The 24,593-nt window shown below is 45.3% G+C and carries 16 protein-coding genes and 2 pseudogenes; 10 read left to right on the plus strand and 8 right to left on the minus strand.

Features of this window, described 5'->3' with window-relative positions:
* Positions 1 to 65: 65 nt before the first annotated feature.
* The 3 genes from QUA80_RS21390 to QUA80_RS21400 form a co-directional block, all read right to left on the minus strand.
* Positions 66 to 2,957, minus strand: a complete 2,892-nt coding sequence (locus QUA80_RS21390; RefSeq protein WP_333427095.1) for an S-layer family protein — start codon at positions 2,955 to 2,957, stop codon at positions 66 to 68.
* Positions 2,958 to 3,022: 65 nt separating this feature from the next.
* A complete protein-coding gene (locus QUA80_RS21395) occupies positions 3,023 to 5,974 on the minus strand; it encodes an S-layer family protein (protein ID WP_333427096.1) in 2,952 nt (983 codons plus the stop codon).
* A gap of 372 nt (positions 5,975 to 6,346) precedes the next feature.
* The gene (locus QUA80_RS21400; RefSeq protein ID WP_333427097.1) at positions 6,347 to 6,799 is read right to left on the minus strand and encodes a Uma2 family endonuclease; all 453 of its coding nucleotides are present in this window, start codon (positions 6,797 to 6,799) and stop codon (positions 6,347 to 6,349) included.
* Between the two features lie 319 nt (positions 6,800 to 7,118).
* Here QUA80_RS21400 and QUA80_RS21405 point away from each other — a divergent pair, with 319 nt between their 5' ends.
* The 6 genes and pseudogenes from QUA80_RS21405 to QUA80_RS21430 all read left to right on the plus strand — a co-directional run bounded on the left by QUA80_RS21405 (position 7,119) and on the right by QUA80_RS21430 (position 12,451).
* Positions 7,119 to 7,334, plus strand: a complete 216-nt coding sequence (locus tag QUA80_RS21405; RefSeq protein WP_333427098.1) for a hypothetical protein — start codon at positions 7,119 to 7,121, stop codon at positions 7,332 to 7,334.
* Between the two features lie 156 nt (positions 7,335 to 7,490).
* Positions 7,491 to 7,829: a DUF433 domain-containing protein gene (locus QUA80_RS21410; RefSeq protein WP_333427099.1), complete on the plus strand. Its 339-nt coding sequence runs from the start codon at positions 7,491 to 7,493 to the stop codon at positions 7,827 to 7,829.
* Positions 7,823 to 8,173, plus strand: a complete 351-nt coding sequence (locus QUA80_RS21415; protein WP_333427100.1) for a DUF5615 family PIN-like protein — start codon at positions 7,823 to 7,825, stop codon at positions 8,171 to 8,173. The genes QUA80_RS21410 and QUA80_RS21415 overlap by 7 nt, the downstream gene beginning before the upstream one ends.
* 320 nt (positions 8,174 to 8,493) lie before the next feature.
* Entirely contained in the window at positions 8,494 to 9,786 is a 1,293-nt protein-coding gene (locus QUA80_RS21420) for a hypothetical protein (protein WP_333427101.1), read from the plus strand.
* Positions 9,787 to 10,062: 276 nt separating this feature from the next.
* Positions 10,063 to 10,677, plus strand: a complete 615-nt coding sequence (locus tag QUA80_RS21425; RefSeq protein WP_333427110.1) for an alpha/beta hydrolase — start codon at positions 10,063 to 10,065, stop codon at positions 10,675 to 10,677.
* 109 nt (positions 10,678 to 10,786) lie between these two features.
* Positions 10,787 to 12,451 (plus strand): annotated as a pseudogene (locus QUA80_RS21430) (IS1634 family transposase).
* Positions 12,452 to 12,865: 414 nt separating this feature from the next.
* Here the strand turns inward: QUA80_RS21430 and QUA80_RS21435 are convergent.
* Entirely contained in the window at positions 12,866 to 15,025 is a 2,160-nt protein-coding gene (locus tag QUA80_RS21435) for a ShlB/FhaC/HecB family hemolysin secretion/activation protein (protein ID WP_333427102.1), read from the minus strand.
* 436 nt (positions 15,026 to 15,461) lie between these two features.
* On the opposite strand from QUA80_RS21435, the gene QUA80_RS21440 reads away from it, so the two are divergent.
* On the plus strand, positions 15,462 to 15,653 hold the full coding sequence (locus QUA80_RS21440) for a hypothetical protein (RefSeq protein ID WP_333427103.1): 192 nt from the start codon (positions 15,462 to 15,464) through the stop codon (positions 15,651 to 15,653).
* Between the two features lie 7 nt (positions 15,654 to 15,660).
* On the opposite strand, the gene QUA80_RS21445 is transcribed toward QUA80_RS21440, so the two are convergent.
* Positions 15,661 to 16,668 (minus strand): protochlorophyllide reductase, encoded by a 1,008-nt coding sequence (locus QUA80_RS21445; protein ID WP_333427104.1) that lies wholly within the window; start codon positions 16,666 to 16,668, stop codon positions 15,661 to 15,663.
* Between the two features lie 357 nt (positions 16,669 to 17,025).
* Here QUA80_RS21445 and QUA80_RS21450 point away from each other — a divergent pair, with 357 nt between their 5' ends.
* The 3 genes and pseudogenes from QUA80_RS21450 (at position 17,026) to QUA80_RS21460 (ending at position 19,091) form a co-directional block, all read left to right on the plus strand.
* A complete protein-coding gene (locus QUA80_RS21450; protein WP_333427105.1) occupies positions 17,026 to 17,439 on the plus strand; it encodes a hypothetical protein in 414 nt (137 codons plus the stop codon).
* A 66-nt stretch (positions 17,440 to 17,505) separates the two neighbouring features.
* Positions 17,506 to 18,583, plus strand: a pseudogene (locus tag QUA80_RS21455) (ISKra4 family transposase).
* A gap of 49 nt (positions 18,584 to 18,632) precedes the next feature.
* Complete coding sequence (locus QUA80_RS21460; RefSeq protein WP_333427106.1) at positions 18,633 to 19,091, plus strand: ATP-grasp domain-containing protein; 459 nt, start codon at positions 18,633 to 18,635, stop codon at positions 19,089 to 19,091.
* A 71-nt stretch (positions 19,092 to 19,162) separates the two neighbouring features.
* Here QUA80_RS21460 and QUA80_RS21465 read toward each other — a convergent pair whose 3' ends face one another.
* From QUA80_RS21465 to QUA80_RS21475, 3 genes are all read right to left on the minus strand, one after another.
* Complete coding sequence (locus QUA80_RS21465; RefSeq protein ID WP_333427107.1) at positions 19,163 to 20,281, minus strand: alkene reductase; 1,119 nt, start codon at positions 20,279 to 20,281, stop codon at positions 19,163 to 19,165.
* A 204-nt stretch (positions 20,282 to 20,485) separates the two neighbouring features.
* On the minus strand, positions 20,486 to 22,234 hold the full coding sequence (locus QUA80_RS21470) for a pseudouridine synthase (RefSeq protein ID WP_333427108.1): 1,749 nt from the start codon (positions 22,232 to 22,234) through the stop codon (positions 20,486 to 20,488).
* Positions 22,235 to 22,351: 117 nt separating this feature from the next.
* Positions 22,352 to 24,331 (minus strand): Ig-like domain-containing protein, encoded by a 1,980-nt coding sequence (locus QUA80_RS21475; RefSeq protein WP_333427109.1) that lies wholly within the window; start codon positions 24,329 to 24,331, stop codon positions 22,352 to 22,354.
* Positions 24,332 to 24,593: the final 262 nt, after the last annotated feature.

Here is a 24,593-nt window from a genome sequence, read left to right on the forward strand (position 1 = left end):
CTTTGAAGTCTGGTTAATTTAATATTAGGAAAATAGCCAGGGGTTAGCTAAAACCTAAAGATTACCTATCGAGGCACGCAAACACCCGTCGGTTTCGGACTGCGAATAGATGCACCACCACCTGAATTATAGGCTACCAGCCTTACTTGTCCTCGATCGTCCATTACCCAACCTTGAGCGGGAATAATTTCTTTCGATCCAATTTCTATGGATGCTCTTTGACCTTCTACTCGTTGACTTTCACCTACCCCTGGTTCCACCCAAGGAAACGGCGGTGCAGCGCTGCTGAGGGCATCATTAGGACTTGATGGCACTCCTCCTTTCCCAGTAGCGGTCAACTCGCTCTGAGTCCCTCGGATGCAGGGATTTGTCGCAATTAACGCAGCCGGATTCACCACATTTTGCGGCAGTTCCACTAAACCTTGAGCGGGATTTACCCCAGAAGCACTAAATGTTACAGTACCTTGCAAAGCCGGGCCGCTACTTTGAGAAATCGCCGCAATATCGCTGGTAGGAATTAAAGATGTAGGACTTACTTGCAAAGCTGCAAATTCAGCATCAGTCAGTCCTAAACTACTCCTGGCTTGTTCGCGGTTAAGGCTTGTAAAGCCAAAGATATTTGGTACATTGACCGTAACTTGTCCGCCCCTAGCTGTGCGAGCATTAGCTGTAATATCACTATTCTCTCGCGGTAAAGCTACCAATATATCGCTATTAATTCTGATATTACCGCCCTCAGAAATACCTGCATCCGTGGTGATTCTACTGCCGCGCCGCAACTGAATGTCTTGCGCTTGCAGGTTAATATTGGCCCCCGTACCAGAGACTGTCGTGCCATCAATTATGCTTTTATTATCCAGGGCAATTGAGTTAGCTACAACGTTAATATTGCCAGCCCTACCCGTTCCTGAAGATTGAACGTTAACCACTGCACTATCCCGCAGAATCAATTGATTAGCATTCAAATTCAACGAGCCGGCATTTCCGCTAGCAGTGGCATTGACAGCATTAAACGCCCTACCGGCCGAGGCCTCAATTCCACTCCTCAACCGACTGTTACTCCCAATACCTTGCACTTGTAAGCGATCGGCATTAATTGTAATATCTCCTGCATCTGCTATACCCAAAGAAGCCGCAGAAATAACGCCGCCATTCTGCACAGTTAGTTTAGGTGTTGAGAGGCGGATATCTCCACCTCTACCAGAACTTGCAGTTTGAGTAACAAAAGAACTTGCTACATAGCCCGCATTCCCCAAAAATCTTGACTCGCCGCTCACTTCTATAGACTCGGAGGCTCTCGCAGTTAAATTTCCTCCCGTCCCCCCACTTGAAGAAAACACGACTTGGCCAAAAATTGCACCCGTCGTTAAACTAATTGTGGCTCCATTAGAAACACTCAGTCGCTTAGTGTCGATCGTAATATCCCCACCTTTTCCATTCCCATCAAAAGTATTCGTGCCGAGCCGAGTTTGCCCTAGACCTACAGGAAGACTACCCGATAATTCCACAGATTCACTCGCTTTAATCGCGATATTCCCCGATGCTCCATCACTCAGGCTGAAGCTGGCAAAAGCACCGCCATCGCGCAGTATTAAACGTTGGGCTTCAACAGTGATGTTTCCGCCTTGACCGGTGCTTTCTTTCGTTGTTCCGTTATAGAGCGTTGAACTGACGAATTCGACGGTGTTGGCGCGGATACTCAGATTTCCGCCATTCCCAGCGCCAAAGGTGGGGGCACCGCCCACTACCCCATTGCTCATCAACAGCCGTCCGGCTTCAATGTTAATATCTCCGGCGGCTCCACTGCCAATAGCGCTAGTAAACAGAACAATTTGCGAAATAAAGGGGTTGCCTGTTCCAGATGTCTGAAAATTTTCTGTAAGCTGCTGATAGCCCTCAATTCCCAACCCGATCATTTCTACTGAGTCAGTAGCGCGGATGTTGATATCGCTTCCTCTCCCCTCTCCCAGTGTGGAGGCGAAAATTTGCGACCCCCCCTCTACTCGCAAGTTTTGGGAATTGATATTAATGCCTCTACCATCAATATTTCCGAGTGTCAGTCCATAAATTCCTGAACCATTAAGATTAATATTTCCACCTCGAATATCGACTTTCCCACCTCCTAATCCGCTGGTATTTATAAAGGCACCGTTCATTTCAATATTGCCGAAGTTCTGAATATTGCGATAGTTTAAATTCAGACCTAAAGCTGTTGGTTCAAATTGCACTAAACCTGGACTCTTGACACTACCCAGAAGAATTTGTCCGGTATAAGCAGTTAGATTTCCTTGTTGGAGTTGAATGTCACCCCCAATTAATGCTAACGTTTGACCGGGGTCTACCGCTAAACCGAGTTTTTCAAAAGCAGGAATTTCTATGGGTAGTGGCGGTAAGGCTGATGTAGGAGCCATTGTTTGGGAAGAGTTGACAATTGTACCGGGATTGTCTCTAAATCTTAAACCCACAGGAATATTGATCGCTAACAATGGCACTGCATTAGAATTAGCTGCACTAAATTCAAAGCCATTATCAAAGAGAATTCCGCTACCAGTTGAACCGATAAATGCTCCGCGCAAATCTAACCGAGCATTGGGACCGAAGATAATTCCTTTGGGGTTAATTAAAAACAAATTACTGTTTCCCAAAACTCCCAGAGTTCCTAAAATATTAGAAGGGTTGCCACCAGTAACGCGGGTGAAAATATTGGTGATTCCGCTGGGATTTTCAAAATAAGCTCCCCGCCCTTGACGGATGTTAAATTCGCGCAAGCTGTGAAAGAGGTTAACGCCGCGAGTTGCACCGCCAGTGATTCTATCTGAGGGTAAGTTGTTGATAGTATCGGCAACTGTGCGCGAACTTTCCGGGCCCAGGGAATTATCGGGGATGATTTGGGCGATCGCACCGAAAGGACACAGCAGTAAAAATGCAAACAATAGGGCGCAAGATTGGCGGGGCATCTTTGAATTCCTGTTAGTTTAGTATCAGGAAAATAGCGACGGGTTAGCTAAAACCTGAAGATTACCTATTGAGGTACGCAAACACCCGTCGGTTTCGGACTGCGAATAGATGCACCACCACCTGAATTATAGGCTAACAGCGTTACTTGTCCTCGATCGTCCATCACCCAACCTTGAGCCGGAATAATTTGTTTCGATCCAATTTCTATGGATGCTCTTTGACCTTCTACTCGTTGACTTTCACCTAGGGCTGGTTCTACCCAATTAAACTCGCTAGAATTGCTGCTGAGGGTATCGTGAGGACTCGGCGGCAACCCCCCCCGCCCAGTCACGGTAAACTCGTTCTCGGCCCCTCGGATGCAGGGATTTGCAGCAATTAACGCAGCCGGATTCACTAAATTTTGCGGCAGTTCCACTAAACCTTGAGCGGGATTCACTCCAAAAGAACTAAATGTTACCGCCCCTTGCAAAGCCGGGCCGCCACTTTGGGAAATCGCGGCGATGTCGCTGCTTGGAAGCAGAGATGTAGGACTTACTTGCAACGCTGCAAATTCGGCGTCACTGAGGCCTAACCTGCTTCTGACTTGTTCGCGAGTGGCTGCTGTAAAGCCGAAGACATTGGGGACATTGATATTCACGCGACCGCCGCCTGCTGTGCGGGCGTTGGCTGTGATGTCGCTGTTTTCTTGCGGGAGGGCTACAAGAATGTTGCTGTTGATGTTGATATTGCCGCCGTCTGAACTGCCTGCATCGGTGGTAATTCGGCTGTTGCGGCGCAATTGGATCTCTCCCGCTTGCAGGTTAATATTTGCTCCTGTACCGGATACAGTGGTACCGTCAATCATCGCTTTGTTATCAAGAGCGATCGAATTTGCGACAATATTGATATTACCAGCGCGTCCGGTTCCCGTAGCCTGTACCGTCACTGTAGCTCCATCTCTGACAATTAGTCGATCGCGCGCCTTCAGAAGCAACGAACCGGCATTTGCCGTAGCATTGGGATTAGTACCAAATATCTTGCCCACTGAAGCATCAATTGTACTGACAAACAGACCATTATTTCCGCTGCCGCTGACCTCAATGCGATCGGCATTAACAGTAATATTCCCCACATCTCCTCCACCCAAAGAACTCGTAGAAACTATCCCCCCATCCCGCACCGTTAGGCTTGGCGTATCAATACGAATATCCCCACCCCGACTCGAACTCAAAGTTCCAGAAGTCAGTGCACTCGCATTCTGAATTCCGCTGCTCAAAAGTTGAGAAATGCCTGAAATTTCTACTGATTCACTAGCCCTAACTGTTAAGTTTCCAGCAGGCCCGCCCTCTTGAGAAAACAAAAACCTGCCAATTAACACACCCGTTCCTAATGTAAACGCAGAACCCCCAGAGAGAGTCAACCGCTTGGTATCGACGTTAATATTCCCCGCCCTTCCGTTTGAGCTGATACTCAGGGTGCTGATTCCGGTTGACACAACTGTTGTCGGCCCGCTGTTAGACAATTCTACTAATTCAGCAGCATTAATGTTGATATTCCCTGACGGGCCGCTGCTGTAGCTAGTCGTACCGAGAATAGAACCGTCGCGCATAATTAATTTCGCGACATCAACACTAATGCTTCCTCCGGCACCGCTACTTTCTTTAGCTGTCCCGTTGTTAATTCCAGAACCCACCATCTCAAAAGTATTGGCGCGAATGATTAAATTTCCGCCCCTTCCACCGCCAAAAGTGATGCCGCTACCTACTACGCCATTGTTGAAGAACAGGCGGCCGGTGTCGATCGTAATATCGCCCCCCGAACCGCTACCAGCACTAGCATTAAACAGCATCATTAGCGGGTCAAATGGGTCTGTAGTTCCCGATACCAAATATTTAATTGCAAGCTGTTGATAGCCCTCAACTCCCAGCCCGCTCATTTCTACTGAATCAGCAGCCCGGAAATTGATATCGCCTCCTGCACCATCTCCTAGAGTCAGGGTAGAAAATTGCGTTCCGTTTTCCACTCGCAACTTTTGAGCGGTGATATCGATACCTCTACCGTCAATATTTCCCAGTGTCAGCGCATAAATTCGCGCACCGCTGAGGGCGACATTTCCACCTTTTAACTCTATTCTGCCACCACCAATTCCGCTGGTGTTTATGACTGTTCCATCGGATATTTTAATATTGCCGAAGTTCTGAATGTTGTCATAATTAACAATTAAATTAGCCGGTTGTTGCTCAGCAGGGGTTAGTGCAAAATTAACTAAACCGGGACTGGCGACGCTACCGAGTAAAATTTGTCCGTCGCTGGCAGTTAAATTGCCGCCTTGCAGTTGGATGTCGCCGCCAATGAGTGCTAAAGTTTGACCTGGTTCTACTGCTAAACCAACTCGATCGCTAATCGGAATTGGCACGGGAGAAGCTGGGCGATTTACTTTGCCTAAAGCTGTCGATTGGTTGACAATTGCACCGGGATTGTCTCTAAATCTTAAACCAACGGGAATATTAACGGTTAACAGCGGAGATGTTTGCGGGTTTGTGCTGCTGAATTCAAAGCCGTTATTAAACACAACACTGTCAGCCGTTGCACCGATAAACGAACCGCGCAAATCTAACCGAGAATTCGGGCCGAATATAATCCCTTTCGGATTAATTAAAAATAAGTTACTGTTTCCCAAAACTCCCAGAGTTCCTAAAATATTAGAAGGGTTGCCGCCCGTAACGCGGGTGAAAATGTTGGTAATTGCGCTGGGATTTTCAAAATAAGCTCCCCGCCCTTGACGGATGTTAAATTCGCGCAAGCTGTGAAAGAGGTTAACGCCGCGAATTGCGCCGCCAGTGATTCTATCTGAGGGCAAATTGTTGATAGTATCGGGAACTGTGCGCGAACTTTCCGGACCCAGGGAATTATCGGGGATGATTTGGGCGAAGGTTTTCGAGGGCAATAGCAACAGGAAAGCAAACAGTAGGGAGTAACTTACGGGCGGGCAAAATGCCCACCTCACAATAAAATCTAGTATTTGTGGAACAGGCATCTTGCCTGTTTTTGAGAATGGTGAAAATAGTAAAGAGTAATGGAAGGGAGGCATAAAAACACTCTTTCCAGAATAAAATTTATCGGTGTAAGCTCATCTCGTTTCTCTAAATGTTTTGAATTTGGCTGCTGAGTATAAGTTGCTCTACAGTGATTTCTAGTTCGGGAAAAGTTTTAGAGATAATTCGCTCATTACCTCTAAAACTTTGAACTAAATAACTGCCATTTTCCAAAGAGTAAACGAAAACAGTGGGAATTTTGGGATTTCCTAAATAAGCTGTTGTGCATTTAAATAGGGTGTGAGGATTTGGTGAAAGGGAACAGGGAACGGGAAACGGGGAACAGACAATATGTAATTTAAATGCACGACAGCTTAAGCCCTAGAAGCGATCGCTAAATAGTCCACAATCCAATACTCACAAATGCCGAGCCTTTGATACTCATCTAGCTTATCCACATAGTCGTCTTCCCAGTTAGTTGAGGTAACTTCTACTGCTAATTGGATAGGTTCGGTAAGAGCTCCGTAGCCGCGTACATTGCTATTCCATACAGATGCCTTAACCACGCCAACATCAGGATTTCTGCCTTGTTCTTGTCCTGAAGCTGTTACAGTTCTCAAAACTATATCTTTGTCAACGATATAGTCAAGTCCCAAGCGCCTGATTTCATCGTTAAAGCCAAATACTAGAAATCGTGCCACATTTTTATGAGCTCTGGTTGCTTCCACTTTGACAATCTCTCCATTTACAAGTTCGTAGATGCCCGATCCGTCAGGGTACTTTTCGAGAAACTCTGCAAATGTTAGTTTAGTTTTTGTCTGAACCATAAGACAAGCCCTCTTGTGTTAACTAGGTTAGGATTTATATCGTTTCCGGTTCCATCATAATTATATATTTTGATCGTATCAGTGCGAGCGTCCCCGCTCGCGACCCAAGTAGCGATCGAGACTCCCACTTAATAAAATTTGACAGTCAGCGCTAAAAATAACTGACAACCTTGCCAGATCCACAGCCATAGGCTAAGATTTTGCCAAGGTCGAGAACACAATCTTACCAAGCTTTTTTATGAACTACCGAAACCACATCACGATACTCGCTATCCTTTAGATAGGCTTTAGATAGGAAGAATTAATTAGGGAAACTCAAATGGCAATTAACGCTTCTGTAGAGGAACGGCTGGCAGCAGTGGAAGCAGCGATCGCCCCGTTGCAAAAGCAAATTGTGGCTTCTCAACCGACAAATTGGTTGCAACAAATTATAGGATCTTTCAAAGATGAACCTGCCTTTGAAGAGCCACTTGCCTATGGACGAGCGATTCGCCAAGGGGATGAGTCTCTCCTCGAAGCTGAAGATGAGCTATGAAATATTTACTGGATACAGATCATCTGAGTATTCTTCAACGTCAAGCAGGGAGAGATTTTAGCAACCTTTCGACGCGCATGGCTCAGTACCCACTATCAGAATTCTAAACGGCTAGGAAGATTTGCTACTATTGGGATATTGAATTTGAAGATGCTTATGACACTGACAATCGTGGCTGAACCTGCTCCTTTAAATGCAAATGAAGATGGTGTGATTCTCGTCGGAAAAACTCGCGTTACATTAGATACTGTAATCGCTGTCTTTCAGCAGGGCGCGACCGCAGAGGAAATTGTTTATCGCTATCCGTCTCTGAATCTAGCTGACGTTTATGCCACGATCGCCTTCTATCTCAAGCACGAATTGGAAGTAGAAGCTTACTTGCAACAGCGACGGCAGCAATCTCAAGAGATTCGCGCTATGAATCAAGCAAAATTCGACCCACAAGGCTTGCGCGATCGCCTGCTTGCCCGCAGAACAGTGCAAGAACCATGTTAAAACTTCTTGCTGATGAAAACTTCGATAATACGATCGTTCGAGGGTTATTTCGCCGCAACCTAAAGCTCGACATCGCTCGTGTACAAGATGTTGGGCTGTCAGGGAAAGACGATCCAACCGTTTTAGAGTGGGCAGCGCAGGAAGGGCGTATTCTGCTGACTCACGATGTCGCTACGATTACTCGCTATGCCTACGATCGAGTGAGGCAAAGTCAGCCGATGCCAGGGGTGATCGAAATTAGCACGGATGCTCCGATCGGACGAGTGATTGAGGATCTTCTTGTCCTTGTAGAGTGCAGTCAGGAGGGAGAGTTGGAAGGTCAAGTTCAGTACCTCCCGTGGTGAAGCAATCTAATACTGAAATTTATACAATGAATATGGGGCGATCGATTACAGTCTTTCGAGCGTGAGTAAGTTCTGATGAATGTCTCAATTTTTCCGATCGCCGAGGGTTGACATACATCTATCGATATGGGGTATTTTTAGACTATATACAGTATTGTACCGCAACTGCGATATAATTATAAGTTATGCGGCTCAACTTCTTGGGTAGAGGTGTGTTGCAATATGTTTACAGAGTTTTTAAGGTTTAATGAGGTTAGGTGGCATAGCCAAAAAATTAGCCAAGTTGGTAATGCAAGTTCAAATCATTATGGAGGCTTTAAGTGAATCAAGACCGTATTGATTTATCAGAATGGGTAATTCACTTTGTCCATGATAGAGATTTAAATCACTATCCTAAAAATGTTAATTTGCCTTTGCCATTTTGTTTTGACACACTGGGAAAGCCTTTGATTCATGTCTTAGATGAAATTGCTTATGATGATCAACTTGCGTATGAAAACAGTCTTGACCATCCATACGGGTTAGATTCTGACGCAAACGCTTACTCTGTATTAAAAAGAATTTTATTTGATGGCTACATAAAATCAGGAGGGTCATTTCGTGGAGGAAGACCCACTATCTACGGTTCAAAATCGGCTGTATGTTTTACTGAAATGCCTCTTTATGCGCTTCTTGCATATGCATCTAAAAGAAATAATTCTTCCTCAGTCGAGGCTTATGGTATTGCTTTGCGTAAGCAAGAACTATTTAAAGCTGGTGGTAGACCTGTAATATATGGGTTATCTGGGAATCACAAAGAAGCCTCTAGAGATGATTCCTATTTTGGAAAAGGGTTTCGATGTCTAGCATCCTCCTGTGGAATAGCACTAAATGAGCAGTATCGCTATGTAGCAATGAATCTAGATAAAAATAAGTGGATAGACTGGACTCATGAGCGTGAGTGGAGATGGGCTGATACTAGAGAAAATCATGAAGTTCCTGGTTTCCCCGTATGGGTAGAGAGTCAGAATCCGAAGCTGAGCCAAATTCTTGTAATAGTAAAAGAAGCGTGGGAAGCAGAAGACTTTATTAACTCAGTGAAAACTCATTACGATGGACGAGGAAATATTTATGATTCAACTTATGATCGCGATAATTTGAAGAATACCGTAGTGGTATCTTTAGAAGAAATTGAGCAGCAGCTAAGTAGTTCGTCGGTAATTCGCTTAGAGGATTTACCATTGAAAAGTTTTTCATACATAGCGCCAAAAACTCCTTCGATCGAAGTTCTTGAAAAAGTAAAGCAAGCGCTGAAGGAGGCTCAGGAGGAAGCTGAAAGGGCTGCACAGAAGGATAGGGAGATTGCACCGCGTAATAAAGATGGTTATATTACCGATGTATGTGGGTTTGCAACAGTCGTTACTTCAGAGGCTAATACGGAAATCACAGATGCCTTAATCAGCTTAGACTATGCTTCTCCTTGTGATGGAGAATGTTATTTCATTTACGAGGTAACATCTGGCATAGATACTGAGCAGGCTTTAAGAGTGGCACAAGCTGCTGCTCAAGCGGCGGCAAAGAAACTTTCTGAATTATTGGGGCAAGGGTTTTCTGTGCGTTCAAGATGGGACTGAAGAGCGGCAGATAAGCAAGAGCAAACGCCGCATAACAATTCGATTGGAGCAGACTGACAGAGTTAGTTGGTGGTGTGGCAAAGGTCACGAGCAGCGGCTCAATCGGAACGTTATGCGGCAAATTAATCGTTAGAAAAGATAAACTTGAATGCAACGGTATTAGCTTTATAAACTTTGCTATGGCAATCTCAGAACAATCGATCGCGCTTGCTCTATATATTACCGCTATCAGTTTATTTGCTGGGATTTTCTATCAAGCAGTCAGTCAAATAATCGATTCAGCAGAGTGTTGATGAATTACACGCCCTATTGACCAAAGCTGAGATCGAACCTCCCTACATTTTAGTTGGACACTCGTTGGGTGGAGGCAATATGCGACTATATGCCAGTCAACATCCAGAAGAAGTCGTCGGATTGGTGCTGGTTGATTCTGTCCATGAAGATCAAATAACACCCGCAATATGGAAGCGTATGAAAAGGGTAATTTTGCTTTACCAGCTTCTGAGAAGTGCCAGTCTGGTTGGAGTGTTACGAGCGATCGGAGATATGAATCTGTTGCCAATGTTTAAGAATATCAAACAAGAAAGTCAAAAATATCCGTTGGCAGTTCAAGCTCTATTTGACACCTTCAAATCTTCTTGTTACCGCCCCTGTTATTGGGCAACTACGTCAAGTGAGCTTGCCAATATGAAAAGGAGCTTTAAGCAACTGCAAGCGAGTACACTACCGGGGAACCTGCCTTTGATTGTATTAACTCAAGGCTCTAAAAATCCAGAGATGAGTGATGAAAGATTCCAGCAATGGGCATCACTTCAGCTAGATTTGACTCAACTATCCTCAAATAGCAAACAGATCATTGCAGAAACCCACATTCCGCAGGTCTTTAAATAGAATAGATGGTTATAAAATTGAAAAATGTAAGCCTGAAGTGGTTGCCCAGCAGTCACTTCAAGCTTTTTTAAGTTAAAATGAACGGGTGAGAGTCAAAGAGGAAAAAACCATGAATGAACCAAAAGTTGCCATAAAAGTCCTAAATTTAGATCATCTAGGAATAGTAGCAGGCATAATAGACGAGATGGAACTAGAAGAAGAAGTCAATAAAATAGTAGGAATAACAACCCAAGAAAAACTCAGCCCAGGACAAGTCATGAAAGCAATGATTTTGAATGGACTAGGCTTTTTGAGCGCCCCCTTATACATATTCGAGGAATTTTTTGTAGGAAAAGCAACAGAACATTTAATCGGAAAGGGAATATTACCCGAACATTTAAACGACGACAGACTCGGAAGAGCATTAGACAAATATTATCAAACAGGAACCACAAAACTCTTCACAGCAATCGCCATAAAAGCCGCCCATAAATTCCAAGTAAAAATGAACAGCATCCATTTAGATGGAAGTTCAATGTACGTACAAGGAGAATATAAAACCGAAGTCAAAAATACCAATCAAACAGAAAAAGAAGCCGAACCAGAAACATCGGAAATGAAACCAATAGAAATAGTACACGGATACTCGAGAGATCATCGACCAGACCTGAAACAATTTATCATAGATATGATCGTAACAGGAGACGGAGACATACCACTATATCTCAAAATAGACTCAGGGAACATCGACGACAAAAGCGTATTTGTAGAAAGACTAAAAGAATTCAAAAAACAGTGGACATTTGAGGGAATCTGCGTAGCAGACAGCGCCTTATACACCAAAGATAACCTATCAGCAATGACAGGAATCAAATGGATAACAAGAGTCCCACTCAGCATAAAATCAGCCCAAGAGCAAATTGTAGACATCAAAGAAAGTGAATGGAAAGCAAGCTCGAAAAAAGGATATAAAATAGCAGAAAATACCAGCAACTATGGAAACATCAAACAAAGATGGTTGGTCAGAGAAAGTGAACTCAGAAAAAAAGCAAGTATTCAACAGATAGACAAACAAGTAAATAAACAAGAATTAAGCGCCAAAGTATCACTAGGCAAGCTATCTCGGCAAAAATTTGCCTGTGAAGCTGACGCAGAAACCGCCATAAAAAAATTATCATAAACCTGGAGATATCACCAAGTTATAGAAATAAAATGCCAAGAAACAAAAATAAAAACATCAAAAAATCCGCTCCAGGCAGCTAGTAAAACAGAGAAGATAGAATATCAAATAACCGGAAAACTAGAAACAAGACCAGAAATAATATCAGCCCATAAAATTAAAGCAGGAAGATTTATATTAGCGACGAATATTTTAGACAAAAACGAAATAACCAACGAACAAATATTAGAAGAATACAAAGACCAACAAAGTAACGAAAGAGGATTTAGATTCTTAAAAGACCCATTATTTTTCACATCAAGCGTCTTCGTAAAAAAAACAGAAAGAGTAGAAGCAATTGCCATGATAATGGGAGTATGTTTGCTAGTATATAACCTAGCGCAAAGAAAGTTGAGGCAAGAATTAGCATCAGCAAATGCCAGCATCAGAAACCAGGTCAAGAAATTAACAAATAAACCGACAATGCGGTGGGTATTTCAGATGTTTCAAGCCGTACACTTGGTCAATGTAAATGGAACCGAGCAGGTGAGCAACTTAACAAAAGAACTTGAGGATATATTGAATTATCTAGGAAAGGTTTGCGGTCAATATTATTTAATAGTTGAAGATGGATAAAGACACAAATAAACCTGAGAATATTGTTGAAAAAATCAAATAATTAGCAAGACAACAATCATGTTGTCATGATTTTGATGTCTAATTTATGGAAAGTTAGTTCAAAAGTTTCCGAATAAATGTATTAGGAAATATCTGTCAATTCAAATTTGTTATATATCGGCAAAATCCGACAATAATGATACTCAAAATAGAAAACTTAGGCACAGATATTTTTTATACGGTGAATGTATGAAAAACCTTAGTCATCAAAGCCAGAAGTGCGGAATGTGGGCAGAAAATAGCGGGCATCTTATACCGCTAGATCGGCCTGAATTGGTGGTTAGTGCGGTTCATCAACTGATTGAGAGGACTTAAAGTAGTGTTGGGCGAAGCGAAGCGTTGGGTTCGATCGCACTCAACCCAACCTACAATTTAAAACGGAAAATAATTGATTCTAAAGTAGATGCCTTTTTCCTGCAAAGTTCGATCGCCCGATCGAGCATTAATCAAAGGAATACCGTAGTCTAAACGCACATTCAACCGATCGCCCATCTGCCAAACCAGCCCCAAACCCGCACCCAGCAGTTTATCCGAGTCGGGATTCGGCTTTTCCTCCGAATTGTTCCACCCTACCCCAAAATCGATAAACGGAGCCACTTGCAACAAACCTTCGACTTCTGGGACACGCCAAACCGGGATTCGCACTTCTGCAGACGCGATCGCACCGCTATCAGTTAACAGCAAATCTTGGCGGTATCCGCGCACGCTTTGAACGCCGCCGATCCCGATTTGTTCGAGGGAAAGCAGGGGGCGATCGGCTAATTGAATGTCGGAACGCACTATCAGCAAGGTTTCGGGCGCTAACAGCCGCACGTATTGCGCTTGTCCGCGCCACGCCAAAAAGCGGCTGTCAGGCCCGCTATCGTTCGCAGTAGCGCCGAACAGATTAGTGCCGAGGGAGAATTGCGATCGCGCCGCGAACACTTGGTTGGAACTCCGCTGCACGTATTCCTGAAAAAACCGCACAGCCGAAACCCGCGTTTCACCGCGCTCATTTGCTCCCGCCGAAAGCGCAAATCGTTTCCCCGACAGGAATGTATCGCTTTCTTGCCGCGAAAAACTCAGTCCCAAAGCCAAAGTGCGATCGGGCTTTTCCACAATCGGCTGGCGGTAAGTTAACTCGTAAGTCCGCGATTTCCCCTCGATTTGTGCGCGATCGAACGGTTCCTCGATGATATTGGTGCTAGCAGCACTCGCAGCGAACCCAATCGTCCCGTTGCGCGCGTTGACGGGGACTGTGTAGCTGCCGTTGAATTCATTGCTGCCGTCGGTGTTAGCATAAGATACCTCTAATCCGTCGCCCAAACCGAGCAAATTTGCTTGATTGATGCGAACACCGCGCCGAAAACTGCCGACGCTGGGCGATCGGTTGTTGTCTGCAAACACTTCGCCGCTAAAGCTGTCTGCTTCTTTGACGCGCACTTCTAAGCGGCTGTTTTCCGGGCGGCTTCCGGCTTGCAATTCGGCGGAAATATTGCCAATTAACGGGTCGAGTTGCAGCAATTGCAAGGCTTCCAGCAACCGAGATCGGTTGAGGGGCCGTCTGGTGGCGCGTTCTAGGCGCGATCGCACGTAATTTGAATTTAAGCGCCTGTTTCCAGTAATCACAATTTCATCTAATCCGCCTTCTACAATCCGAATTTTCACCACACCTCCTTCTCTCGGAAAGGTTTGGTTGGCAGGAATTACAGCGCCGGAATTGATGTATCCCGCGGCTACATATTTTTGAGTGACGGCTGCTTCTGCTGCGATCAGTTCGGCAAAGGTGATTTCGCGGCCCGCAAACTGTTGCGTAACTTCTGCGAGTTCGCGATCGCTAAAAGCTGTGTTGCCCTCAAATTCAAAGCCAGCGACCTTAATTGTACCGGGAATCCCCGGTCTAATTTCGCTTTCAACGGGTGTTGGCTGGGTGGGTTGGAGGGGAGACGGCGCAGGGGGTTGCGGCGGCTCAGGAGCTGGCAATTCTGGTTCTCGCGGCAGAATTGGGTTGGGCAGTTGGGCCAGATGCGAGGCTCGATCGGTACCCAAATCAATTTTTTTGCTGTCAATACTTTCTTCTAGTTTTCGATCTCGGTTAAAAAGCTCGGTTTCTTGAGTTTTTGTGCTGAATGTGCGATCGGCCTGAGATGTTGCACCATTGTCAATAAGCATTTTACGGGCGGGCAGGATGCCCACCCCACAATCAAACTCACTCCTCGCTTCACAGGCATCTTGCCTGTTCTTGAGAATGGTGTAAGATGTCGCATCGACTGAATTTGCCGCGGACGGCGGTAAGCCGGGAGTTTCCGCCGCCGATCGTTCTGACTCTGCAGATAACTGCGTTGCCTCATCTTGTACGGGCAAGTCTTCGCGTTTGTCAAGATTAGTATCGGGAATGAAAGCTCGATCGCCTTTGCTGCTAACTGCTGCCAAATCCTCAACATTTGAGGTTAAAATTTCACCTGTGCTAGCGGATGTTTTCGCTGGTTTTGCCAACAAAACTAACCCTAAAATACCAGCCAATAAAAATAGTTTTTGCGATCGACAAGCCATAGGATCTAATTATCTCGAATAATTGGGTGAAAATATTTTCTGCAATAGAGCACCCTCAAGTAAAAATCAATCTTAACAGCAAAAAAGGAAACAGCCGTCGCAGCCAACAGTTTCGGCGACGCTGCAAACCAAAAGGTCGATCGACCGCTGTTCGTTCCCCAACACTTACGCATCAACGGGGCTTTTATCCGAAAAAATATCGTGTAAGTCGATCGACTTAACAGTAAAAAAACCCAAGTTTTTTGGTTGCAAAACCTACGCTTTCATCCTAATGCCACAACCAGAACAGCCCTGGAGTCTCCGGTAAACCAGAAACCTGGTTGTGTCCGAAAATACCCGTTACAACTGAGATCTGGCACCATTCTCAATAATCTTTTTATGAACAGGCTTTCCGGCCTGTGAAGCGAGAAAATTTATCTCTTGTGGAACAGGCAAGATGCCTGTTCTTAACAATAGTGCAAGATGTGAGTTACAACCTGCCGACCCACTAAAAAACCCGCTTTCTTTGATTTTGGTGCATCATCCCAAATCCGACTTGAATACCCCCTTTATTATTGAGTTTGCGTCGGCAGACATCCTGTGCGTAGACGCCGTTTCAACCGCCGATGCTAATAAAGGAGGTTTCTAACTCTGAATTATGCAGAGCGGCCTGCACCAGCCGCAGTACCCATTTTAGCCCCGTCAGCCAATCCCACCAACTTAGCGCTCAACTCCCACATCCGCTCGCCTTTTTCATCATCCCGGGCCTGGGGAGAAACCTTCTGCACAAAAGACTTGCCATTTTTTTTCTGGCGATTTCCCCAACTCCAATAAGCCCCAGATTGCTTGTATTCTGGGTCGGCAACCACCATCGCCAGCCTTTCGCCCGCCAACTCCTGCGACACGTAACCCCCCGTGATATTCTTCTGAAACAGCGGGAACAGCTTCTGAAACAAAGGATAGTGGTTGCGGAACAGCGGCGTATCCGCAACGCATCCCGGATAAAGCGAAGTGAAAGTAATCCCCGTGGATTCGTGAAAACGGCGGTGCAATTCTCGCATCGTCAGCACGTTGCAAACTTTGCTATCTTTGTAAGCCTTGACCGGTTCAAACTTCTTGCCGTCAACCATCGAAATCGGGTCTTTGAAACCGGCTTCAAAACCCTCAAAGTTGCCCAAATCCGGGCGCGGCGGAATCTTCCCGCCCAATTCGTCTGGATTGTGAGTCACAGTTCCCAAAATCACGATTCTCGCATCGGAATAATAGGAAGGTTTCATATTTTCCAGCATCAGGTTGCACAGCAGGAAATGACCCAGGTGATTGGTAGTCATCGTCAACTCATAACCCTCGGGACTCCGCAGCGGTTCCTTAATCAAAGGCATATAAATGGCGGCGTTACACACCAAAGCGTCCAGAGGCCTGCCGCTTGCCTTGAATTCTCGGGCAAATCGGCGCACGCTCTCCAAATCCCCCAACTCAATCTGCATAATGGAGAAACTGCCTTGAGGTATGCCCAACTCTTGGGCGGCGTCTCCGGCTTTCCGCACGTCCCGACAGGCCATGACTACGTGCCATCCCCTGTCTGCGAGTGCTTTAGCGCCGTACAAACCGACGCCGGAGGAAGCGCCGGTGATGATAACCGTTGATTTGTGATTTTGTGCCATCTTGTTAAAAGCGCTTCCGCTATAGATTATTTTCAGGCACTCAAAAGCTGAGCTAGCAGCTCTAATTTTTTGAAGTACCCTATGATTATTAGGATATGGGGAAACGTTCTCGATCTCAACTGCCTTTTTGCCCAAGGGCTCGATCGAGTCATTCGATTTTAGATTTTAGATTTTAGATTTTGGATTTTGGAGGCGACCCCACGGATAAATTCGGCGGCTTGAGGATTTTAGATTTTAGATGCTTTCGATTGATTCCACGGATCGATCGCGTGGCGGGTAGGATCAAGAAATTCTCGGTCATTTTCGCTCTATGCAGCGATAGTTGCCCCTCAAACACCGATCGAACGCAAGACTGCCATGAAAAAAGTAAATTGGTTGATCGAACAAAATATTTACGATCGCGAATTAGAATTTTTAGCAGAATTGCAGAAACAAGGATACATTTACAAACAAACTAAATATCTAAATTTTCGCCCACAAGCAGCTCATCAATATTTTTCCCCTGATGATTGTGTTTTATTCATGGGAACCCTAAATTTAGGTCGGCATATCTTAAGAACTCCGTGGATTCCGGGCGCTTATATGGACGAAAAGCATCTCCGTTGTTCCAGTTACTACACTTACTTCGGTCAATACTTGTTAAATAACAAATATTTTCTTCTTTCTTTGGGCGAATTGGTCAGAAGAAAGACCGAAATTCTGGAATACTTCAAATCCGAGGGAGCGTGTCACTTTTGCGATAAGCATAAATACTCAAAAAGAGTAAAATAGTGGCTTTGAGCCATTGTTGAGCAAAATAGGCGAGAATAATAGTGTCTTATTAATGGCGATTGAACCATGACCCCAGAACAGCAACAGGCGATTCAAACACATGTAGAAGCTATTTCTGCAATCCTGTATGCGGATTGTGAACCTGGATCGTTAAAGACATTAGAAGATATCGAGCTAGCAGTAAAACAAAGAGTGTTAACTCATGTAACACCACAGATCGGAATTTTTTTATCTACTCAGCTAGCGGGACAAAAGCAGGAAGGGTAAAGAAATTAAAAAGTACATTAGGTGATTTAAGTATCACCGAGAAGCAAGCGGCTCGACTAGGGTGTGGTACGGGAAGTAGATTAAGTCCGCATTTAGAAAACTGCTGTTTAAGACTGAGTGCTAATGTTGCCTATGAAAGTGCATCAAAAGATATTAAATACATAACTGGAGTTACTGTCCCCTCGAAAACACAACAAAGATTAGTACATTATCAAGAATTCAATAAACCCGTAGCAACATTAGATATTACTGAACTAAGTGTAGATGGTGGCAAAGCCCGGTTAATCACGCCAAAAGGAGAAAAATCTGAGTGGAAAGACTATAAAGCAATTGTTTCAGAGGCGGGAATAGTAGCTAGTTTCGACCAAAATAATATGATTATTGATTGGGCAAATCAACAACCACTAGCAAACCCAGTAACTTGTCTAGGTGATGGACATGATGGAGTCTGGAATATATTCAAGGAAATTAGTTGTGAACAGGACAGAAGAGAAATCTTAGATTGGTATCATCTGAATGAAAATCTTCACTTATGTGGGTGGTTCAATTAAGCGGTTAAAGCAAGCCGAAACATATTTATGGCAAGGAAATGTCCCCAGTGCAATAGCATTATTCACAAAGTTAAAGAAAAAACCAGCAATTAACTTCTGTAAGTATTTAGAAAAGCATCAGGAAAGAATTATTAATTATGAAGTTTTTCAGAGAGACGGAATTTGTTCAATTGGCACGCGGGGCAGTAGAATCAGGAATTAAGCAAATAGCTAGACGGATTAAAATATCTGGAGCAAGTTGGAAATCAGAACATGTTGGGCAGGTATTAGCTCATCGATGTGCTTACTTAAACGGCTTAATTGGTAAATCACCAAAAGCGGCTTAAGTATTTTTACTTATCACAAAAGTGACACGCTCCCAAATCCGATGGAGATTTGTTTGTCCGACCTGACAGCAATATGAAATCATTTCGAGCCGGGATTTTTAACCTGAATATTTTAAATACGATGGAATCTCTGGGAAGCGAATTAAAAAGAGATGAAACCACTTTTGTATTAGTCAGCGGCAAACGACACATTGCGAAAGAATGGAGATTTTTTGTTTATAAAAATCACATTATTACTGGTTCTCTCTATTTAGTTGGAGAAGAAAGAGTTGATGAAACGATCGGCGGAGGATATCTAGAAAACTATCTTAGCGAAGTTCTCAAACAAGTGAGCTGGTATCCAGAATCTGTATACACGATCGATATCTGCGAGTCTGATGGAGAGCTTTATATCTTGGAACTTGGTTCTTTTAGCTGTGCTGGAGAATATGCTTGTGATTTGAGTGCGATCGTCGAATTTGGTGCAAAAGCAGCTTGGGAAGATTATGAAGCTGTTAATCAATTTTAGATTACCCAGATCCCAGACTTCTTAAAGAAGTCTGGGATCTAACAGCAGGTGTCATCCATGTAATCTGACGATCAGGAAATAGCTTGAGATTCCTGATAGCTAGGGAAATCGATATAACCTTCAGGCCCAAAAGAATACCAGACGCCGACTTCTGCCGGCGGATTGAGCGGCCAACCATTAGTAAAACGCTCTACCAAATCGGGATTGCTGATAAAATCTCGACCAAAAGCAATTAAATCAGCAACTTTGCTGCTCAGGGCCGTTTCAGCCTGTTCTTGAGTATATCCGCAGTTGCCGACCAGCGGCCCTGCAAACACATCGCGAAACTCACCTATCATCATCGGCTTTCCCAATTCGTGAAAGCCAAAAGCCAGACCGTCCACCAAGTGAAGGTAAGCTAAATCATAGGCATTTAACTGCCCCGCGAAATACAGAAAATCTTCCCGATAAGTGGGAGAACCCATATCATTGAAAACACCATTGGGAGAAAGTCTAACTCCCACTCTGTTTGCCGGAAATACTGTGATAATCGCTTCGACAATCTCCTTAAGAAAACGGTAGCGATTTTCGACTACACCACCATAGGAATCAGTGCGGTGATTGGTTCTGGTTTGGAGGAACGTGTCAATGAGATAGCCGTTTGCCGCGTGAATTTCTACACCGTCAAAACCTGCCATTTTTGCTCGTTCAGCCGCCTTGCGATAATCTTCTACAACCAGCGAGATTTCATCGGTTTCTAGAGCGCGGGGAGTTTCGTAGGGTTGTTTGCCTAGAGGGGTATGAATGCTTTCTCCGTTTATTTTGATGGCAGACGCTGCAACTGGCAATTGATTGTTTTCATGAAAACTGCTGTGGGAAGCCCGCCCGCAGTGCCAAAGCTGGATGAAAATCGGCGTTTCGCGGGCATGAACCCCAGCCACGACTTGTTTCCAAGCTTCGCCTTGCTCATCTGAATAAATACCGGGCGTATTGAGCCAACCATTACCTTGAGAAGAAATCACTGTGGCTTCTGTAATGATTAAACCAGCGGATGCCCGCTGAGTGTAATACTCTTCCATCAAGGCGTTGGGCATCCGCGCTTCACCGGCTCTGGCTCTCGTCATGGGTGCCATGAGTACCCGGTTTTTTAAGGATAAATCTCCGAGTTTGAAGGAACTGAGTAGGAGTGGAGAAGTTGTTTGATCGGCCATAATCTTGATGTTTTTTCAAGTGAAGAATCAGGGAAATCACATAGCTGTTAACGGTTCACTGTTAGCTGTTAACAGAAAAACGTGAAATCCCCCGCACCTTTTGTCGGGGGATGAGTTTAATATAACTTGAATCGATCGCGACCAATGCTAACGGCATCACATATTGCCTTATCAATTAACGCTTGCTACACGATCGCCCTGAGTTCAAAATGGTGTTTCTGCCTTTATGTATAGCGTTTCTCCCAACTGCGGATGCTTAAAGGAAAGTTCCCGGGCGTGCAAGTGTAGCCGGTTCGCAGCAGCCCGACATCCGTAAAGTCGATCGCCCAAAATCGTTATCCCCAACCCTCGAACATCCGCTGCATGAACCCTCAATTGATGCGTGCGTCCCGTCAGCGGCAAAAACTCGACGCGATCGTAATTTCCCTCCCTCGCTATTACCTGAAAGCGAGTAACGCTGGGTTTTCCGCACTCCCAATTGACTTGCTGGTAAGGGCGATTTTCTGGATCGCCCCAAAGTGGCAGATCGATCGTCCCCGCATCAATTTTGATAGTACCCGAAAGCACCGCTTCATAAACTTTGTGAACCTGCTTGTTCTCAAATTGTTGCCTGAGTTGACTGCTAGTTTCTTTGTCCCGCGACAATAGCAAAATACCCGATGTTTCCCAATCTAAACGATGCACCGCTGTTAATTCTAATCCATCCGGCAACAAATTGTGCAAGCGACTCAAAACACTATCTTGATTTTCCAAATAACGACCGGGAACTGACAGCAACCCAGAGGGTTTATTGACCGCAATCAACCATTTGTCTTCATAAATAATCGGTAGCATTTGGGTAACGGGCAAGATGCCCGTTCCACAAGAAATATGATGATTTGTGGGGAGTAGGGGTTGGGCTTCTAGCCCGCCCCACAAATCATCATTTATATTAGAAACAGTCGGATTTTGAGCCAATCCTGACAGCAAAAAACCCATCAAAGGCTGACACCGATCGGCACAAGCACCGTAAAATTCTCCCTGTATCTTATCGCCCGATGGCGGCCCCCACCAAAACTCAGCCATTGCCAGCGGTTTCAGATTGTTTGCTGCCGCACAGTGGAGCAATTTTGGCGCGCAGCAGTCGCCGGTGCCAGTGGGAATAGAATTAGTTGGCATCAATGAGGATAGCGATCGCGATTTCCCCAAAAAATTCACCAGAGTGTAAGCCGCGTGCATTTGCGTCTGAAGTTCGCGGGAAAGTTCTTTTCGCCGCTGTTTCAGCGCCCGCATCCGCCGATCCGCAGCTTCAATTAATTGTTTTAGCGGCTGCAATGTTTCATCCCGCTGCCGTTTCAATTGCCTGCGTTCAATTTTCTCCAAACGGCTTTCTTGATTCAGTTGTTCGAGGGCAGTTTCTAGTGTTTCTGCGGCGTGAGTTTGACACAGTAACTGGCGTTTTTCGTCTCGCTGCTGCTTGCAATTGCGGTGCCGATCGCTCAACACTTGCATTTGCACTTCAAACTCCCGAAATAAGGCTTCATACTCTTGTCGCTGCGGGAGTTGATTGAGTGCAATAAGTTCCTGTTTCATCGCCTCCAATTGCGTTAACGTGCGCGCTTCCTCGAAAGCAACTCGATCGCGTCCCGGAATCGGCGGCACCCAGCCCTCAACAATGCTGCAACCGTTCAGCAGCCCGGAAAATGCTTTGAGTATCCCCTGTTCCCCCGAAGGCATCTCCACCAGCAATATGCCGTACATCTTGCCCTCGCGATCGTAGGCACCGTCAGCCGCCAGGTACTGCATCAAACCCCGGGCCAGATCCTCTGACATTCGAGTGCGCGGCAGTCTCAGCAGATCGCCGCTTTGAGGACAACGGCCTTCGTACCAATAATTGGGGCGCGAGTCGATCGACTCCCGATCGCACTCGGTAAAGCAGTCCGTGAAATCTAAAAATAGAGGCTCTAGAGACAATTTTTAACCTTTTATTTCAGGAGATTGGAGAAAAGCGTTATCAGTAAAGAATCAAGGCTCTTTCAGGACAGCAAAACTTTTCTCATAGCTAGCTGTCCCCTACTTCCAAATAGACTGCTAGACGATAATAATTGTCTGACCAGCAGTCAAACTGGTGAAGTCATACGTTGTGCCACCAGCTATGAGTTTTTCAAACTCGGAAGTTATCATAAGTTGGTCGCCTTGGGTGAAAGTCGCCGATGTGTCCCATATCCCAACCGTATAACTTCCTGGCGTTAATTCTAGTGTGTCATTACCGTTTCCGCCATAAAAATCACCACTACCAAAACCCTTGATATAGTCTTCGCCCTCTCCTAAAAACACACTTCCACTGCTATTCAAGTCTGACTTAAAGCCTTCATGAGCAATGATGGAGTCGTTACCATCACCAGTATTAATGTTACCGCCGTTGTTATAAATGCCATATCCGGTACCAGTACCATCAACGCCTCCATCAGCAATAATAAAGTCATCACCATTGCCAGTATCAATGATACCCTCGTTGTAAATGCCGCCAGCGCTAGTGATTGTGTCGTTACCATCTTCTAAAGACAACCCACCCATGTTAATAAGCGTTCCATTCCCATTACCTGCATTAAGGCGATCGTCTCCTGGTGTCCCTGTTAGTCCATCTGTCCCATTACTGCCGTCCAGGTCAACCCCGACTTCAACAACAACTGAAGCCGTAGCTGTAGCAGTTCCATCGCTAATCGTATAGGTGAAACTGTCACTGCCGCTAAAGGTCGTTAAAGGAGTGTAAACCAATAGATCGTCAGTAAGGTTATCAGGCGTACCGCGATTATCAAGAACAATGTTACCTCCTTCCGTAGAAACGCCGTCAAATGCTTCTACGGTTATGACATCTCCATTAGGGTCACTGTCGTTAGCTAAAACATTTATACTAACAGCGATGTTCTGGTTCGTTGTGATCTTGTCATTTACCGCTGTGGGAGGAGTATTCACAGGCTCTGGCGGTAAATTGATGATGTTGAGCAAGATGCTCACCAAGTCCTCATTCGTCGTGGTCTTAAGGAAGTCGCCTCCGGTGGTGTCTGCTATATCCTCAAGGGCAGACGTATCAACACCATTAGGGCCAGTGAATATTGTAAATATTTGAACTTGTGCAGTCGTCGGGTCAGGAGTGATGGGATCGTCGGATGGCACAAATGGGAAATCGGGATTAGCGTTGGGGTCACCAGGGTTACTTCGTTGTTGTGTACCGTTCGAGCCGTCATCTCCGAATGCCAGGCTAAAGGTATCGACTGAGCCGCCCGATCCCGCCACGGAGGAACGGTTTGCGACCGTGGCTCCAATACTACTAGCAAGGGCGTTCACTTGGTCAGCTAGGGCACCGTCTTTCGCTGCCGCGTCTGTAAATAGAGCGATCCGAAGCACGCCTGCGCCAAACCTCCATTCCCCCATAGACCCGTCTAGCGCAACACGAAGCCCGTCAAAGGCTGTCTCCGGCAGGTCGCCGCCACCGCTTACAGTGATGCTATTTATTGCTGCAATTGCGGCGGATTTTCTGGCTGCAAAGTCATCTTGATCTGTAAATGGGAGAATAACCGCTGACGGTTGCCCAATCGTAGTGTCCTTGTACTCGACCACCCCAATGCGACCATCGTTCTTGCCGCCAGCGAATACTGCATCAATAAGTGAAGATGCCTGCGCTTTGACTCTTCCTATCGATGAACCCATGCTGCCTGTAGTGTCGATCACAAGAGCGAAATCGGTTTGGAAGGTAAGACCGCCCTGTTTGAGTTCGTATGTCTTGCCACCGTCAAACTGCACGACTTCGACGTTTTTCAGCGTATCTGAACCAGCGTCCTTTGCACCGCGCACATTGCGAACTGACCAAGAACCGTTTGAATTTTTCCGGATGTCGTAGTCAAGTGGCGTCCCAAAATAAACTCCGGTGTCTCTACCAGCGCCTCCGTTCAACTCATCATCATCACCAGCGCCGAACAAAAAGTCATTGCCGTCACTAGACTGAAGAATGTTAGGGGATGACCCTCCGATCAGCAGGTCGTTCGACATACCGAGTGCGGTCGAACTCATGTCGGTGTTTCCACTTCTGGCAGCATCGATCGCTGCACCATTGGTATACTCATAATTGAGTTTATGAAGGGTTCCGTCATAGTCGTATGCAATGTAAGAAACCTGTTCGGGAAGACCAAGCTCCTTGTAAATCTGATTTACAAACTTAACATTATCTCCTTTGTAATCTGAGGGCGTCCAATTATCTAGTAGACGTAGGCGGGAGTTAACCTACCATTGATTATTTCTTCAATGCTTTGCCCGAATAAGTCCATTTGAAGGG

Source organism: Microcoleus sp. F4-D5 (assembly GCF_036704885.1).
Classification (GTDB): domain Bacteria; phylum Cyanobacteriota; class Cyanobacteriia; order Cyanobacteriales; family Microcoleaceae; genus Microcoleus.

Excerpts from the sequence above, each read along its gene's own strand:
- QUA80_RS21390 (WP_333427095.1), bottom strand. The coding sequence starts at position 2,957 with ATGCCCCGCCAATCTTGCGCCCTATTGTTTGCATTTTTACTGCTGTGT.
- QUA80_RS21395 (WP_333427096.1), bottom strand. The coding sequence starts at position 5,974 with ATGCCTGTTCCACAAATACTAGATTTTATTGTGAGGTGGGCATTTTGC.
- QUA80_RS21400 (WP_333427097.1), bottom strand. The coding sequence starts at position 6,799 with ATGGTTCAGACAAAAACTAAACTAACATTTGCAGAGTTTCTCGAAAAG.
- QUA80_RS21405 (WP_333427098.1), top strand. The coding sequence starts at position 7,119 with ATGGCAATTAACGCTTCTGTAGAGGAACGGCTGGCAGCAGTGGAAGCA.
- QUA80_RS21410 (WP_333427099.1), top strand. The coding sequence starts at position 7,491 with ATGACACTGACAATCGTGGCTGAACCTGCTCCTTTAAATGCAAATGAA.
- QUA80_RS21415 (WP_333427100.1), top strand. The coding sequence starts at position 7,823 with ATGTTAAAACTTCTTGCTGATGAAAACTTCGATAATACGATCGTTCGA.
- QUA80_RS21435 (WP_333427102.1), bottom strand. The coding sequence starts at position 15,025 with ATGGCTTGTCGATCGCAAAAACTATTTTTATTGGCTGGTATTTTAGGG.
- QUA80_RS21440 (WP_333427103.1), top strand. The coding sequence starts at position 15,462 with ATGCCTGTTCTTAACAATAGTGCAAGATGTGAGTTACAACCTGCCGAC.
- QUA80_RS21445 (WP_333427104.1), bottom strand. The coding sequence starts at position 16,668 with ATGGCACAAAATCACAAATCAACGGTTATCATCACCGGCGCTTCCTCC.
- QUA80_RS21450 (WP_333427105.1), top strand. The coding sequence starts at position 17,026 with ATGAAAAAAGTAAATTGGTTGATCGAACAAAATATTTACGATCGCGAA.
- QUA80_RS21465 (WP_333427107.1), bottom strand. The coding sequence starts at position 20,281 with ATGGCCGATCAAACAACTTCTCCACTCCTACTCAGTTCCTTCAAACTC.
- QUA80_RS21475 (WP_333427109.1), bottom strand. The coding sequence starts at position 24,331 with ATGAGTTCGACCGCACTCGGTATGTCGAACGACCTGCTGATCGGAGGG.